The sequence below is a fragment of the Bacillus sp. FSL R5-0434 genome (genome assembly GCF_038004745.1).
GTDB classification, from domain to species: Bacteria; Bacillota; Bacilli; order Bacillales; family Bacillaceae; genus Bacillus; species Bacillus halotolerans.
The window spans coordinates 1194726-1210342 of record NZ_JBBORV010000001.1 but is presented as its reverse complement, the minus strand read 5'-3'; the positions used below and the strand labels follow the sequence as shown (position 1 = coordinate 1210342).

Here is a 15617-nt window from a genome sequence, read left to right as displayed (position 1 = left end):
GTAAGAAAGGTATATGGGAAATAGGTCCCCATATACCTTGAGGTTTTTGTTTTCACAAATAAGACTTATTGAAAGTACGAGTTTCTGAAATAAATTTCTCCGGTTCCAGTAATGATGGTTCCTTTCAGATTTTCGTCTTGCACCCAAGGAATCGTATAAAAATAAACTGGCGCTACTGGCATTTCATCAATGAAAATACCTTCTGCTTTTTTCAGCAGCTCAGCACGTTTAGTTGGATCAGTTTCAGTTTGTGACTGGTTCAGAAGTTTTTTGAATTCTGGATTTTCCCAGCCGGTATCGTTATTTCCTCCGTCTTTGTCACGGAACAGCTCAAGGAAGTTAATCGGATCGTTGAAGTCTCCAAGCCAGCCCATACGGCCGATTTGATAATCTTGGCTGTGAAGCTTATCAATATATACATTCCATTCTGAGTTATCAAGCTCTACATCCACGCCTAAATTTTTCTTCCACATTTCTTGCACTGCTTGAGCGATTTTTGCATGTGCATCATCAGTGTTATAAGATAATTTGATTTTCGGCAGGTCAGATGCCTTGCTTAAGCCCATTTCTTTCAGGCCTTTTTCAAGGTATTCTTTTGCCGTTTTGACATCGTTGTCTTTGTAGTAGCCTTCTTTGTTAACTTCAAATCCCTTCATTGTCGGCGGAACTGCGGCCATTGCCGGGATTTGTTCACCCTGTGTAATGTTTTTAACAATCGATTGGCGGTCAATCGCATAAGATAACGCTTTACGGATATTGACGTTGTCTAACGGCTTCGCTTCAGTATTGAATTTGTACCAATACACACCCGCCATCGGCTCAACATGTAAAGAACCGTCTTTTTTCAAGCTAGGGAGCGATTCAGTCGGAAGCTGTCCGAGCGGCAAACCAGCCCAATCAAGTTCGCCAGCTTGGAATTTTTTAAGTTCAGTATTGTTGTTGTTGATCATAACCATATTGATTTTCTTCAGTTTGACTTTGTCTTTATCCCAGTATTGATCATTCTTTTCAAGATCGATAGATCCGCTGTGTTTCCATGCCGTCATCTTAAATGGCCCGTTTGACACATAATCGTCTCCGGCATTTGTGTTCCACTTTTTGTTTTTCTCTGCAATTTTTTTGTTAATCGGCATATAAGTATAAAATGCTGTTAATTCAGTGAAGTATGGAGTCGGGTTGTTTAGTTCAACCTTTAATGTCTTATCGTTTTCAGCTTTTACTGCCACATCATCAAGGCTGCCTTTACCGGTATTTGCCGCCTCAGCACCTTTTATGTAGTAGAGCTGGTAAGCGTATTGTGATTCGTTATTAGGATCAAGCGCCCATTTCCATGCATATTCAAAATCTTGCGCTGTGACAGGGTCACCGTTTGACCATTTTGCATCATCACGAATCGTAAACGTATAGGTTTTTCCATCTTTGCTTGTTTCAATTTTAGAAGCTGCGCCTTCTTCAGGCTCACCATCTGCATTAATACGTGTCAATCCTTCAAAAGTCTGACGGATAACCCCGCCTGATACCGAGTCATTTGCCAATCCGGGATGTAAGGAGAACGGCTCAGTTTTAATATTAATGTTAAGAGTCGTCTTCCCTTTGCTGTCTTTTTTCCCATCACCGTTTGAACCGCTGCCGCCAAATCCGCATGCGCTCAGCACGAGAGTGAAAATGAGCATTAACGTGACAATCGACCAACGTTTTTTCATATCCACAAACCCCCTAATAATCATTTTTTCAGCTCCTTACGGCTAAATCCTCAGAAATATCAGACAAATGAACCTAAGTTTACATAACTTTTATTCTGTTCCGTCTTTTCTGATTATTTTTGTAAAAAAGCTGTAACAATAGAGTGAACAAGTTCATTATAATGAAACAAATTCTTTATTGCAATATTATTTTATCAATTTAAAATTTTTAAACTTCGTTAGTTTTTCTGCCAATAACACGATATCCTTCTGCCGTTTAAAGCATAAATTGATTAAAAACTATTTTAGGAGTTTCCAATCCATATTGCTTTATATATATAATATCTGGCTGTTTAACTGCTGAGAGCGGTTATCATTTGGGCGATTTATAACTGTTCTTTTATTTATATCATTACAATTTTCATGCAAAAAGAACGTTTTTTCAGGATGACAATTGGTTATAATTGATTTATAATGAAGCAATCAAAAGAAAAGCTTGCTATGAAAAAGAGTAGTACACATTTCACCCGTTTGAAGAGAGTCTGCGGTGCTGGGAGCAGATATCGGGCAATGTGGAATGGACTTTGGAGCAGCTGACCGAACCAAAAAGTAGGCTCAGCCGGAGCAGTCTCCGTTACAAACGTCAGAGTGATTCCATTTTAATGGAATAATCAGGGTGGTACCACGGTTCATTCGTCCCTTTTTTACAGGGGAAGAATGAGCCTTTTTTATTATGTTCTAAGAAATGAGGTTGATTTTCCAATGAAACAGACGATTTTTTCAGGCATCCAGCCAAGCGGTTCCGTTACACTCGGCAACTACATCGGTGCAATGAAGCAGTTTGTCGAACTGCAGCATGATTATAACAGCTATTTTTGCATCGTAGACCAGCATGCGATCACAGTGCCTCAGGATCGGCTTCAGCTGAGAAAAAATATCCGCAGTCTGGCTGCGCTTTATCTAGCTGTCGGTCTCGACCCTGAAAAGGCAACACTGTTTATTCAATCAGAGGTTCCCGCACATGCACAGGCCGGTTGGATGATGCAGTGCGTCGCTTATATCGGTGAGCTTGAACGAATGACTCAATTTAAGGACAAGTCAAATGGCAAAGAAGCTGTTGTCTCGGGCCTGTTAACGTACCCGCCGCTGATGGCTGCAGACATTCTGCTGTACGGAACAGATCTTGTGCCTGTCGGCGAGGATCAAAAGCAGCATCTTGAGCTGACCCGAAACCTTGCAGAGCGATTTAACAAAAAATATAACGACATCTTTACAATTCCGGAAGTCAAGATTCCAAAAGTAGGCGCTCGGATCATGTCTCTGACTGACCCGCTGAAGAAAATGAGTAAATCTGATCCGAACCAGAAATCTTTTATAACATTGCTGGACGAACCAAAGCAGCTTGAAAAGAAAATCAAAAGCGCTGTGACAGATTCTGAAGGTATTGTAAAATTTGACAAAGAAAACAAACCGGGCGTTTCCAATCTTCTTACGATTTATTCAATTCTCGGCAATACGACGATTGAAGAGCTTGAAGCGAAATACGAAGGAAAAGGCTATGGCGAGTTCAAAGGTGATTTGGCAGAAGTGGTAGTCGGTGCATTGAAGCCAATTCAAGACCGTTATCATGAACTGATTGAGTCCGAAGAATTAGACCGGATTCTTGATGAAGGCGCTGAGCGGGCGAACCGGACAGCAAACAAAATGCTCAAAAAAATGGAAAATGCCATGGGTCTCGGCCGAAAAAGACGATAACAAAAAGACCGCTCTTGCGATTTGCAAGAGCGGTTTTTTTAATTTACCTTTGATTCATTTTCTATTTCCCAAAGCTTCTCGAAAAAAGGCTGTCCTTTGATCAGGTTTTCGCAAAAAGCCAAATGCTTGTCCGACCAGCCTTCAATGGTTTCGTTATACAGCATGTCCCAAATCTCTTCAAAGCTCATCCGTTTGATTTGTTCATACATATGCGGGTTCCACTCTGTGTACCAGTAGCCAATCTCCGCACGGTTTTTCAGCCCTTTTAATTGATCCAGCGCCATAAACATAAGCTGCTTAATTTGCCGCTCTTTTCTCGTTAATCCTCTGACGTGCTCTGGTGCCAATGATAAGATATGATATTCTTTTGAGGAATCCAGCTTCTTCGGCTCAAATTCATACGTTTCCGGCTCTACATCTTTCACCATTTCATACACGAGCTGCTCCTGGCGCGGAATAAGGCGGCTTTTTCTGACAGGGATCGTGTAGCCGATTGTATCAACAGCCAAAATGCCGATTCCGTCCGTCACAACAAAACAATACTCCAGCTTTGTGCGTTCATGATTTTTGCGAATGTACGATTTTTGATGAACCTCTTCAAGCAAATCTTTTGGAAGCTCTGACAAATCGTTTTCTATGTAATGAAACAATACTGACGGCACCCTTAAGAGAGGCACCTGATCCAAAAGCTCAACCGTATCTTCCTTGCGCCATTCATGAAAGTGGCATACATTGTAGCCATTTTCTTCCCCTTCAAACCAATTGACCCACACATCATGAAGAAATAACATCTCTAACCCCTCACTTTATAAAAACTGTTGTCCACAGTATAGGCAAGGTGCAGAGAAATTATTCCATAGAGATTGAGGAAATCTGGAATAACTGGGTTTCTGTTATAAACACAAAAAGCAGACTTCCTCGTATATTTTCTGACAAAGGAAATCTGCTTACTCTAGGAATTCGTTACATTTTCTAACGAACATGATTTTCATTTTTATTTAATATTTTTAGGATCAAGAGCATCCCGCAAACCGTCTCCGACAAAGTTGAAGCACAGCACGGTAATTAAAATAAATAGCCCGGGAAATAATGGGTACCACCATGCTTGAATCATCAACGTAAAGTTTTGCGCATCTTGAAGCATATTCCCCCAACTTGCAATTGGAGGCTGGATTCCAAAGCCCAGATAACTTAATGTTGATTCAGCTAGAATTACACTGCCCACTTTTAAAGTGGCTGAGACAATTATTGGTCCTAGACAATTGGGTAATATATGCGAAAAAATGACTTTGTAATTTTTAGTCCCAATCGTTTTAGCAGCTAATACGAATTCTCTTGATCTCAGTGATAAAAACTCTCCTCTAACCAGCCGCGCTGTTGTTGTCCAACCTGTCAGAGAAAAAATTAAAATTAACTTATCCATACCCGGCTGAAAAATTGTTACCAATGTAATAAGGAGGAAAATATCTGGAATAGATAGGACTACATCTACTATCCTCATCAAAATAGCATCTACTATACCTTTAAAATATCCTGCCACAGCGCCAACTACAGTGCCTATTGTAATTGCACCAATTACTGAAGCAAAACCGACTAATAAGGAAACACGAGCCCCATATAACACCCTTGTGAATATATCACGGCCAAATTTATCTGTTCCCATTAAATTTTTAGAGCTTGGCGGCTTCAGTTTATTTAATAGTGACTGACTTTCTGGCGAATAAGGCGCAATAAAAGGTGCAAAAACGGCCATTAAAATAATGACTGTTAAAATAATACCTCCTATAACAGCCAACTTATTCTTTAAAAATTTTTCAAAAAAAATCTTAGTCATTGTTTCTGGTTTTTGTCTAATATTTTCTTTTAGCTTTACCTCATTAGAGGGAGCTGCAGTATTCGGAATTGTCATATGTACCTCCCCCTTTTAATATTCGATTCGCGGATCAACTAATGCATATAAAATATCCGCTATCAAGTTTCCTAGTACAACCAAAACAGCGGAAATAACAGTCATCGCCATAATAACCGGATAATCTCTGGAAAATGCTGAATCAATAAATAACTTCCCAAGTCCCGGCCAAGTAAAAATCTGTTCTACCACGACAGCACCACCAATAAATGACGGGATCATCAATCCGAAAATTGTAATAACAGGAAGAAGACCATTTCTTAAGCCATGTTTGAAAATCACTTTATTTTCTCTAAACCCTTTTGCACGAGCTGTTCTTATATAGTCCTGTTTCAATACATCGAGCATACTTGAACGTGTATAACGAGTAATACCAGCCATATCAGCAGTTGCTAAAACAAAAGCAGGTAAAATTAAATGATGAAGTCTGTCAAAAATGTTAAAATCAGCATTTAAAGTACTAACGCCCCCCGTAGGAAACCAACCGAGATTTACCGAAAGAATCATAATTAGAATTAATCCGAACCAAAAATTAGGTATAGCCAGACCTAAGAATGACGTGACAGTTATACCGTAGTCAAGCTTTGAATAAGGGCGTTTTGCAGAAAGAACACCGAAAGGAATGGAAATCAGAAGAGCAACAAGTGTTGAAAATACCATGAGCACCAGAGTGTTGGGTAAACGTGATAGGATTAAGTCGGAAACAGGTGTACCTTTTTTAACAATAGATGTACCAAAATCTCCTTGCAACATGTTTCCAAGCCATTTTAAATATTGAACTGGTTCAGGATCATTAAGTCCGTACTTTTCTATAAATTTCGCTCTGTCCGCTTGACTGATTGTCGGATCCATCATAAGTGACATCGGATCACCTGGTGCCGCTTTCATTATCGCAAAAGATAATATTGTAATGCCCAAAAGAATCGGCAGAGACATTAATGTTCTACGAACAATATATGTAACCATATTCTTGTCCCCTTTTCTAAAATAGGATAAAGAGGAAAGGATGCTGAATCCTCACCTCTCTAGGGATATAATTTTTATTGTTCAAGCCACCATTTCTCAATATGGTATAAGTCATTCTTAGGATGGAATACGTACCCATGCATGTTTGCCGGGATTGCCCTATGATAATTGTAATAAAATAAGAATGAATAAGGCTGATCCTCTGCAATCAATTTATAAATTTCTTCGTATTTTTTCTGATATTCTTTTCTGTCTGTGATTGACTTTGCCTCAACTAAGAGTTTATCAACCTTAGGGTTTTTGTACCAAATGTTGTTCAAGCCATTTTCAGACTGACTTGAATGGAAGATCGTGTATTGGTCAGGGAACGTAGCTAGACTCCATCCGAGCAGTAATGCATCATAATCCCAATTTGGCGGACTCGTCTGTTCAATAAGAGCACTAAATTCTACAATTTGCGGTTTTGCTTCAATTCCTACTTCTTTTAGCTGCTGCTGAACAACAACCGCTAAATCTTCCCGAATTTTATTGCCTTGATTGGTCTTAATGGTAAACGAGAATTTCTTTCCGTCCTTATCAAGGTAACCGTCTCCGTCTGTATCTTTCCATCCCGCTTCTTTCAGTAGCTTTTTAGCTTTTTTAGGATTGTAATCAAATGTAGGCACATCACTTTTCGGGTAATTCCAAGATAGCGGACTTTCAGGAACGTTTGCGACTTCACCATCACCGTTTAATACTTGATCCACCATTGCTTTTCGATCAAGTGCGTGCGTAAGAGCTTGGCGGACTTTTTTGTCTTTAAATAAATCTTTTTTTTCATTCCATCCGATATAGCTGTAGTTCAAACCAAGATCTGATTTAACTTGCACATTATCAAATGTTTTGACTGTCTCAAAATCAGTACCCGGGACAACAAAGAAATCAATATCTCCCGCCTTTAACTGGGCAATAGCTGCATTTGAATCTGGGATTGTTTTTACTGTAACTGTATCTAAATATGGTCTTCCGCCGTAATAATCTTCATTGGCTTCAAGTTTTACATAATCCCCTTTTTTCCATTCAGCAAACTTGAATGGACCTGAACCAATCGGATTCTTCCTGTTAAATTCATTTTCGCCTAAATCTGCAACTGGTACTTTCCCTAAAATGTGTTTAGGCAAAATACCGTAACTATCTAGAACAACATTGTAAAAATATGCATCTTTTTTCTTTAATTTAAATTCAACTTCATAATCACCTTTTTTTGTAACAGACTTTAGTGATTCAAAACCAGAGCCGCGTTCACCATTATAATCCTTATTTAAAGGTATGCTGTATGTGAAAACGACATCATCCGCTGTAAGTTCTTTTCCGTCATGGAATTTTACACCTTTTCTGATCTTGACATTATAAGTCAGACCATCCTTGGATTCTGTCACTTTCTCGGCTAGTGCAGGCTTCACATTTAACTTTTCATCTGTTTCCAGTAAAGTGCTATAGATCATCCCTTCAATATCAGAACTGGAAACGTCAGTAGAGTAAAGCGGGTTAAACAAAGTGGGCTCCCCAGTTGAACCAACAACCAAGTCCCCGCCCTGCTGCGGTTTGCCGGTTGATTTTTTCTCGCTGCTGCTTGACTTCGATCCCGAGCAGGCCGATAAAAAGATGGCCATCACCATTAATACACTTAGCATCATCAGTGCGGTTTTACGTCTTTTCATTAGATATTCCCCCTCTTGAAATGTTCGTTCTTCTTAGCTGCTGTTTATGTAGTATGCATACCCCCTCTCAAAGCTGTGCGGGCGACAGTTAGCTATAAAGGTGACAAGCCACAAAATGGCTGGGAGCAGCTTCTTTGAATTCTGGTATTTGTTCCTTGCATATCGGTTTTGCAACAGGACATCTCGTATGGAAAACACAGCCTTTAGGCGGATTGGCCGGGCTGGGCAGTTCTCCTTTCAGGACGATGCGTTCGCGTTTGACAGATCCTTTTTTTCTTGTAACCGGGACAGATGATAAAAGGGCTTGGGTGTATGGATGTAGCGGATTGTCATATAACTCATGCTTGTCGGTCAGTTCCATCATTTTGCCGAGGTACATTACTCCGACCCTGTCACTGATATGGCGGACAACACTTAAATCGTGAGAGATAAATAGATACGTCAGATTAAATTCTTCCTGCAATTCTTCCATTAAGTTGATGACCTGGGCCTGAATCGATACATCAAGTGCAGAAACCGGTTCGTCTGCAATGATAAGCTCCGGATTCAGCGTGAGGGCTCTCGCAATGCCGATCCGCTGACGCTGCCCGCCGGAAAATTCATGGGGATAACGTGAGGCAAACGACGGATGAAGGCCTACTCTCGCAAGCAGCTCTTCGACTTTCTCATTTCGTTCTCGCATCGTGTACATGTGATGTGTGTTAAAAGGCTCCTTAATAATAGAACGCAGCGTTTTTCTTGGATTCAGCGAAGCAAATGGATCTTGAAAGACCATCTGAATATTTTTGCGGACGTTTTTTCGTAAATTCTCCTCTGACAGATTGGAAATATCCTGTCCCTTAAAGAGAATCTGGCCTTCAGTCGGTTTGTACAGCCTGATCATCGTTCGGCCGGCAGTCGATTTTCCGCAGCCCGACTCTCCAACGATTCCGAGTGTTTCTCCTTTTTTTAAAGAAAACGAAACACCGTCCACCGCTTTCACATCACCAACTTTTCTTTGAAAAAAGCCTGAGCGGATTGGGAAATATTTTTTTACGTCTCGAAGTTCTAAAATTGTTTCCTGATTAGCTGCTGTCATGATTGTTCGGCACCTTCTTCCTCATATAAAAAGCATCTCACTGACCTTCCGCTTTTGTGCGTCAAAAGCGAAGGCTGATGGGTCCAGCATTTATCCATCGCTTTTGGGCACCTTGGAGCAAAACGGCACCCCGGCGGCAGATTATCCGGTGTCGGCACGCTGCCTTTAATCGCATTTAATTTATCAATCTCTCCATCTATGACTGGAATAGACAATAGCAGTCCTTCTGTATAAGGATGAAGGGGCTCTAAAAATAACTCATCGACTGAGGCATTTTCTACGACTTGTCCGCAGTACATGACAATGACTCTGTCGGCTGCTTCCGATACAACACCTAAGTCATGTGTAATCAGCAAAATTGAAGTATCAAACTTCTGGCAGAGATCCTTCATTAGCTCCAGCACTTGGGCTTGTATCGTCACGTCTAACGCCGTGGTCGGTTCATCGGCAATAAGCAGTTTTGGATTACAGCTGAGCGCGATGGCAATCATTACCCTCTGTCTCATGCCGCCAGATAGACGGTGCGGGTATTCCTTCATAATTTGCTCCGCTCTTGAAAACCCAACCATCTTCAAGAGTTCGACGGCTCTTTGATACGCTTCTTTTTTCTTCATATTTTTATGGTAAATCAGCACTTCGGTAATTTGTTCTCCGATCGTTAACACCGGATTAAGGGAGGTCATTGGTTCTTGAAAGATCATGGATACTTCGTTTCCGCGGATTTTGCAATAGTCATTTTCAGTGAATGTGGTGAGGTCCTTGTCTTCGAGTTTAATCGTACCGTCCATGATTTTTCCGCCTGAGCTCTGGACGAGACCCATAATAGACAATGAAGTAATACTTTTGCCGGAGCCCGATTCGCCTACAAGCGCGACGGTTTCGCCTTTTTTGATGTAGAAATCGACTCCGTCCACCGCAGGGATCGGCTCCTTTTTTCTAAAAAAATAAGTCTTTAAATTATTCACTTCTAAAAGCGTGCTCATGCTAGCTCCCCTTCCCCCTCTTGTCGTCAAACGTTTTCAAGAGAAAGTAATCCCTCTATTCAGAAATAATAAACAATATTGAATTATCGAAAAATTTTATAGTTGTATATTATTACAATCATTTTGCAAAATCAAGAATTTTTTAGGATAATTGTAATATTATTAATGGAATTCCATTATTTTATTCTTTTAAAGCGTTGCTTTCAAAAAGGTTTCAGGAGAGATGGACAACCCTTCTGCTGTACTGGCTCTGTTCTCTGTTAAATATTTTTTTACAATATTGAATCCGACTGCGTATCCAAGCATTTTCGGCTGATATCCTTTGCCGTATAAAAGCTGATCGAACAATCGATGACCCCGTTTGATGTTCAGATGGGGCGCAATCTTTTTTTCGTAAAACACCTCAAGCTGCAGAGGGGTATACCAGGTGGTCCATTCAGCCGTTTGACTCTGGCCTAACCTCTCATAAACAGCATATTCTGCCAGCCCCTCCATGATGATTGTATCAAGTAATGTGACGTCTTTTTCCTCTTTTGTCATATGATCTAACCGGCAAACATGATGATATTCATGTGTCATAAGGGCTGAAACCGAGGACAATTCGATATCTGACGAGAGAAAGAGAAACATTTTATCTGGAAAGGCGAGCCCTGATTTTGACCCGAATTCTAAACGGATTCTTCTGTTTCGTTCATCAACCGGCAGTGCTACGATTGGCACGTCAGGTCCTTGCCACTTCTTTTTGAGGTACTGCTCCTCTTTTTGTATATGTCGGAAAAGCCCTTTTTCTTTCAGAATGGAAGACGTGCTTATTCCCTCTTTTATGTTTTTAAACATTCCGTGATGCTGCAAATGTCCCAAGATGCCTTTCCAGTCTTCTTTCTTCGTTCTTGAAAAGTACGGGACAATGTAATGCGCCAGATCATCTATTGAAGCGGCTTTTTCAAACCATTTGTATGTTTGTTCCACGCTCATGCTATCGCCTCCTCTTTTTTATCCTATGCGCACGAAAAAAACCGGCTACCCTTTTAGGGCAGCCGGTTTGGCGTCATGATTACTGATATTTTTTGAAGATTAGCGTTGCGTTATGTCCGCCGAATCCCAGTGAGTTGCTGAGAACATAGCTGAGATCCTGTCTGCGTGCTTCATCAGGCACATAATCTAAATCGCATTCTTCGTCAGGCGTTTCAATATTGATTGTTGGCGGGATCATGCCTTCTTTAATGGCAAGGATAGAGAAAATGGCTTCAATACCGCCCGCCGCGCCTAGAAGGTGGCCCGTCATAGATTTTGTAGAGCTTACCGCAAGTTTATAGGCATGCTCGCCAAAAACTGTCTTAATCGCCATTGTTTCATATTTGTCATTGTAATATGTGCTTGTGCCGTGAGCATTGATATAGTCAATCTCTTCAGGCGCAATGCCGGCATCTTTAATGGCTTCTCGCATCGCTCTCGCTCCGCCTTCGCCGTCTTGGGCAGGCGCTGTGATATGATAAGCGTCTCCCGTCGAACCGTAACCGACGATTTCTCCGTAAATTTTGGCGCCGCGTGCAAGTGCATGCTCAAGTTCTTCAAGAACGATAATACCCGCACCTTCACCCATAACGAATCCATCACGGTTTTTATCAAACGGACGACTCGCAGTTTTCGGATCCGGATTTGTAGAAAGCGCTTTGTTGGCACTGAAGCCCGCGAATGACATTCTAGTCAGCGGCGCTTCTGTTCCGCCTGTGATCATAGCGTCTGCATCGCCGCGCTGAATCACTTTAAATGCGTCACCGATAGAGTTTGTTCCTGTTGCACATGCAGTTACCGTACAAGAGTTAACTCCCTTTGCTCCTAAAGCGATAGAAATTTGGCCTGTCGCCATATCAGGAATCATCATCGGCACAAAAAACGGGCTTACCCGTCTTGGGCCTTTTGTTAAGAAGATTTCAAACTGAGACTCAAGCGTTTCAAGCCCTCCGATTCCGGAACCAACCCAAACACCGACTCTCGGCGCGATTTCATCAGTAATTTCAAGACCTGCGTCTTCAACTGCCATTTTCGCAGCGACAACCGCATATTGAGTGAAACGGTCCATTTTTCTTGCTTCTTTTTTGTCCATGTAATCTTCAACATTAAAGTCTTTTAATTCAGCGGCTACTTTAGCCGGATATTCTTCAGAATCAACACGAGTGATCGGACCGATCCCGGACACACCGTTGATTGCGTTATTCCAACTTGTATCGACGTCGTTGCCAAGCGGAGACAATGCTCCGAGTCCTGTAACAACTACTCTTTTTTTACTCATCTTGTGTGCACCTCACCTTTTTTTATCGGCCCCAGCGGATTGCAATGGCGCCCCAAGTTAATCCTCCGCCGAATCCTACCATGACGATCACATCGCCATCTTTGATTTTACCGGCTTCCAATTCTTCTACTAGAGAAATAGGAATGGATGCGGCAGAAGTGTTTCCATATTTATGAACAGTTTTAGACATCTTTTCGACAGGAAGCTCTAAACGCTCACGTGCAGCTTCCATGATGCGGATGTTCGCCTGATGCGGAATCAAAAAGTCGACGTCCTCTTTTGAGAGTCCGGCTTTTTCAATGACATTCACGCATGATTCACCCATTTGGCGGACCGCAAATTTGAAAACTTCACGTCCATTCATGATTGTATGTCCTTTTTCATTCAGATACAAGTGCTGACCGCCTGTGCCGTCTGCTCCTAGTTCAAATGAAAGAATTCCTCTGTCATCACTGACTGGCCCGACTACCGCAGCGCCCGCTCCGTCACCAAACAGAACGGCTGTGTTGCGGTCTTCCCAGTCTGTAATGCTTGAGAGCTTTTCTACACCGACAACAAGGACATGCTTATAAGTTCCGGATTCAATAAATTGTTTACCCGTTACAACCCCGTACATAAAGCCTGCACAAGCCGCGCTGATATCCATGGCACATGCTTTCTTTGCGCCGAGCTGTTCTTGAATCATACAAGAAACTGTAGGAAATGACTGATCAGGTGTGACAGTCGCAACGAGAATCATATCGAGATCCTCAGCGGACACTTCAGCTTGTTCCAGCGCTTTTTTCGCTGCTGCAACAGCCATATGTGATGAATATACGTCATCAGCGGCAATTCTTCTTTCTTCTATTCCTGTTCTTGTACGAATCCACTCGTCAGAAGTTTCAACCATTTTTTCTAAATCATGATTTGTTAAAACCTTCTCAGGGATATAACGTCCAACTCCAAGTATTCCAGCTTTCATAAGGGAAGACTCCTTTATATAGTTAATTTAGAAGATCAATCAGGTTATGATCAATTATTAGTATCAGGTACTAATTCTATCTTATTTTTTTTCACATGGCAATATATTCGTCTAAACTATCGGTCCATCTTACTCATAGAGTATGGTATATGGAAAAGGAGGCGTATGCAGGTGGATGTGTTTTCAAAAATGATGTTCGGCGATAACACCAAACAAAAAACAGAAAAAGAAGAAGTGCAGGAGGAGGAGGTTTCCCCGACAAACGAAGAAGAGACGATTGATTACATGTATATTATGAACCAAATCGGTTCGATTATGAACTCTCTCGATCAAATCAAGCCCGCTCTGAAGGAACTCGCGCCTATGGTATCCGCTATTAAAAAGAAAATCATGTGAAAAGCCACTTTCGAGAAAGTGGCTTCTTCTTATTCGGTTTCAGATTTCGCGTCGGATTTACCCAGCTCATAGGCTTCCGCCATTACCGTTGTAAATAAATTCATAAACGGCTGAATGGCCTCCATGGACAGCTCTATTCCTGATTTTTCAAGCTGCTCTTTCGCTTCAGGCAGATATTTCATTGCTATTTGCAGAAACTCAAGTGATTTTTCGTGCTGCATGTAAAGTCACCCCGTTACTCGTTTTTTGGCAGTTCACCTGTTTTGTTATATGTTTTGACCAGTTTGGCGATTTTTTTCTGAAAGGCTTTGTCCACAAGCGGACTGAAGGTTCCCATTTCGACAACTCGGCTTTTCAGATCGTAATAGTGATCGCCGCCTTTTAAAGTCCCTTTGTCGAATTGCTCAGCTATAATTTCATAGGCCTTGTCCACATTTTGCACCGTGCTGGTTAACACGGTGTTTTCGCCAAGATCGGATTGATCTGTGACATAGCCGATCGCATATAGGCCGTCTTTTTTGATTTGCTGAATGACAGGAACATTATACCCGTCTCCGGCAGGATATACAACATCCGCGCCTTCTTTCTTCATTTTTTGATAAAGGTTCACCGCAGTCGAATCATCATCCCAGTGATCCGTATATTTTGTATTCACTTCTATATTAGGATTTTCATACTTAGCCCCTTTTATAAAGCCGTCCACTTCTGGCTGCCATGAAAAAGAAGCGATGACGCCGACCTGATTGGTTTTTGACATATGGGCAGCGGTCATTCCGCCGAAAAAGCCGATTGCTTCCCCGCTGAGATGAACGCTTGTGACATTGTCCGCTTTTGCTTTTGCATTTGAAATCACAAACTGCATATCCGGATAGTCTTCACTAACCAAGTTAAATACTTCTTCATACTCACTTCCATGGCCAAAGAGGAGATTGACGCCGCGCTTATGAAAATCTTCAATCGCATTTATAATATCTTCATCTGTTTTTACGCCTTCTTTATAGTAGACGTCCACATTGTATTTAGATTGTATATTCAGTAATCCTTTATACCCTTTTGTGCCCCATACGAGGTCATTAATCGTATCAGGAAAGAGCATGCCGACCTTCTCAATTTTTCCTTTAAACGGAGTTTGTCCACATCCGCTTAATAAAAGGAGGACAGAAAAGATCATGACAAGCCTTGTGATCAAGTCATGTTCAACTCCTTTTGACAAGCTATCACATGTATTAAAATGATACGTTTATTGTATCTAGAAAACTCGAAACATGGAAGGTTTTTCTTAATATTTGTCGAAAATTGATGAAAATTGTCTTTTCCACTCGAGAATTTTTGTTTTCGCTTCATCTTTTGAAGTTTTTTTCGTGACTTGCAAATCAAAAATGCAATCTTTGCCGGTATCACGGCCGGGCTCAAGCAGGAATCTCAACAGCTCGTCAGCTACATCTTCTGTATAAAAGCCCTCTTCCTCCTGTTCTTCTTTCCACGGCCCATACATTTTAGGAAGGATCACCGCTTTTTCTGAACCTGTCTTTTCACGTTTCTCCCACTCTTTTCGGTCTTGTTCGTATACCAATACATAAGCGGATTTATATTGGTCCAAAGGCAAAAAGCCGCAGTCATATTGGATACAAATTGTATCATACTTTTGATCCTCAATGTGCTCAAGCTGCCGAAAGTGTTCGTTTCTTCCAAGCCACATGAGTCTTTCTTCTAAGTACATTTGTCTGTTTTCATCATCTGTTTCAGCCAAAACGACATCGACGTATATGCCTTCATCCATCATTCGCTCGCATAAAGAAAGGCCGAAAAATTCATCCGCCCCTACAATCAGCGTTGATTCCATTTCATCTGCCGCCCTTCCGGTTTTTCATTTATCCAAAGCAAAACAGCCTCC

General features: G+C 41.4%; 15 protein-coding genes and 1 other annotated feature. Of the genes, 2 read left to right on the top strand and 13 right to left on the bottom strand.

Annotated elements, in window-relative coordinates:
- Positions 1 to 65: 65 nt before the first annotated feature.
- Positions 66 to 1703 (bottom strand): oligopeptide ABC transporter substrate-binding protein OppA, encoded by a 1638-nt coding sequence (gene oppA, locus NYE43_RS06200; RefSeq protein WP_216394519.1) that lies wholly within the window; start codon positions 1701 to 1703, stop codon positions 66 to 68.
- 471 nt (positions 1704 to 2174) lie between these two features.
- Positions 2175 to 2386 (top strand) — a binding site (T-box leader).
- Positions 2387 to 2444: 58 nt separating this feature from the next.
- Between oppA and trpS the strand changes: the two genes are divergently transcribed.
- A complete protein-coding gene (gene trpS, locus NYE43_RS06195) occupies positions 2445 to 3437 on the top strand; it encodes a tryptophan--tRNA ligase (RefSeq protein ID WP_010333741.1) in 993 nt (330 codons plus the stop codon).
- Positions 3438 to 3475: 38 nt separating this feature from the next.
- Here the strand turns inward: trpS and NYE43_RS06190 are convergent, their stop codons facing one another.
- From NYE43_RS06190 to fabH, 9 genes are all read right to left on the bottom strand, one after another.
- Entirely contained in the window at positions 3476 to 4228 is a 753-nt protein-coding gene (locus NYE43_RS06190; protein ID WP_341061306.1) for a YjbA family protein, read from the bottom strand.
- A gap of 203 nt (positions 4229 to 4431) precedes the next feature.
- Positions 4432 to 5346: an oligopeptide ABC transporter permease gene (gene opp4C, locus NYE43_RS06185; RefSeq protein ID WP_168747418.1), complete on the bottom strand. Its 915-nt coding sequence runs from the start codon at positions 5344 to 5346 to the stop codon at positions 4432 to 4434.
- A 15-nt stretch (positions 5347 to 5361) separates the two neighbouring features.
- Positions 5362 to 6312, bottom strand: coding sequence for an ABC transporter permease (locus tag NYE43_RS06180; protein WP_105990589.1), 951 nt, complete (start codon positions 6310 to 6312; stop codon positions 5362 to 5364).
- 74 nt (positions 6313 to 6386) lie between these two features.
- The gene (locus NYE43_RS06175) at positions 6387 to 8012 is read right to left on the bottom strand and encodes a peptide-binding protein (RefSeq protein WP_168747417.1); all 1626 of its coding nucleotides are present in this window, start codon (positions 8010 to 8012) and stop codon (positions 6387 to 6389) included.
- 88 nt (positions 8013 to 8100) lie between these two features.
- Positions 8101 to 9090 (bottom strand): oligopeptide ABC transporter ATP-binding protein AppF, encoded by a 990-nt coding sequence (appF, locus tag NYE43_RS06170; protein ID WP_044156397.1) that lies wholly within the window; start codon positions 9088 to 9090, stop codon positions 8101 to 8103.
- The gene (appD, locus tag NYE43_RS06165) at positions 9087 to 10073 is read right to left on the bottom strand and encodes an oligopeptide ABC transporter ATP-binding protein AppD (RefSeq protein ID WP_106020547.1); all 987 of its coding nucleotides are present in this window, start codon (positions 10071 to 10073) and stop codon (positions 9087 to 9089) included. Before appD ends, appF begins: the two co-directional genes overlap by 4 nt.
- Positions 10074 to 10262: 189 nt before the next feature.
- Positions 10263 to 11048: a DUF2268 domain-containing protein gene (locus NYE43_RS06160; protein WP_024120906.1), complete on the bottom strand. Its 786-nt coding sequence runs from the start codon at positions 11046 to 11048 to the stop codon at positions 10263 to 10265.
- 79 nt (positions 11049 to 11127) lie between these two features.
- Positions 11128 to 12366: a beta-ketoacyl-ACP synthase II gene (gene fabF / locus NYE43_RS06155; RefSeq protein ID WP_341061300.1), complete on the bottom strand. Its 1239-nt coding sequence runs from the start codon at positions 12364 to 12366 to the stop codon at positions 11128 to 11130.
- Between the two features lie 22 nt (positions 12367 to 12388).
- Positions 12389 to 13327: a beta-ketoacyl-ACP synthase III gene (gene fabH / locus NYE43_RS06150; RefSeq protein ID WP_010333732.1), complete on the bottom strand. Its 939-nt coding sequence runs from the start codon at positions 13325 to 13327 to the stop codon at positions 12389 to 12391.
- Between the two features lie 165 nt (positions 13328 to 13492).
- Here fabH and NYE43_RS06145 point away from each other — a divergent pair, with 165 nt between their 5' ends.
- On the top strand, positions 13493 to 13723 hold the full coding sequence (locus tag NYE43_RS06145; protein WP_229147837.1) for a hypothetical protein: 231 nt from the start codon (positions 13493 to 13495) through the stop codon (positions 13721 to 13723).
- A 29-nt stretch (positions 13724 to 13752) separates the two neighbouring features.
- On the opposite strand, the gene comZ is transcribed toward NYE43_RS06145, so the two are convergent.
- From comZ to NYE43_RS06130, 3 genes are all read right to left on the bottom strand, one after another.
- The gene (gene comZ, locus NYE43_RS06140; RefSeq protein WP_003224559.1) at positions 13753 to 13944 is read right to left on the bottom strand and encodes a ComG operon transcriptional repressor ComZ; all 192 of its coding nucleotides are present in this window, start codon (positions 13942 to 13944) and stop codon (positions 13753 to 13755) included.
- 14 nt (positions 13945 to 13958) lie between these two features.
- Positions 13959 to 14912, bottom strand: a complete 954-nt coding sequence (locus tag NYE43_RS06135) for a BMP family ABC transporter substrate-binding protein (protein WP_341061297.1) — start codon at positions 14910 to 14912, stop codon at positions 13959 to 13961.
- 90 nt (positions 14913 to 15002) lie between these two features.
- Positions 15003 to 15566, bottom strand: coding sequence for a hypothetical protein (locus NYE43_RS06130; RefSeq protein WP_105990586.1), 564 nt, complete (start codon positions 15564 to 15566; stop codon positions 15003 to 15005).
- Between the last annotated feature and the right edge of the window lie 51 nt (positions 15567 to 15617).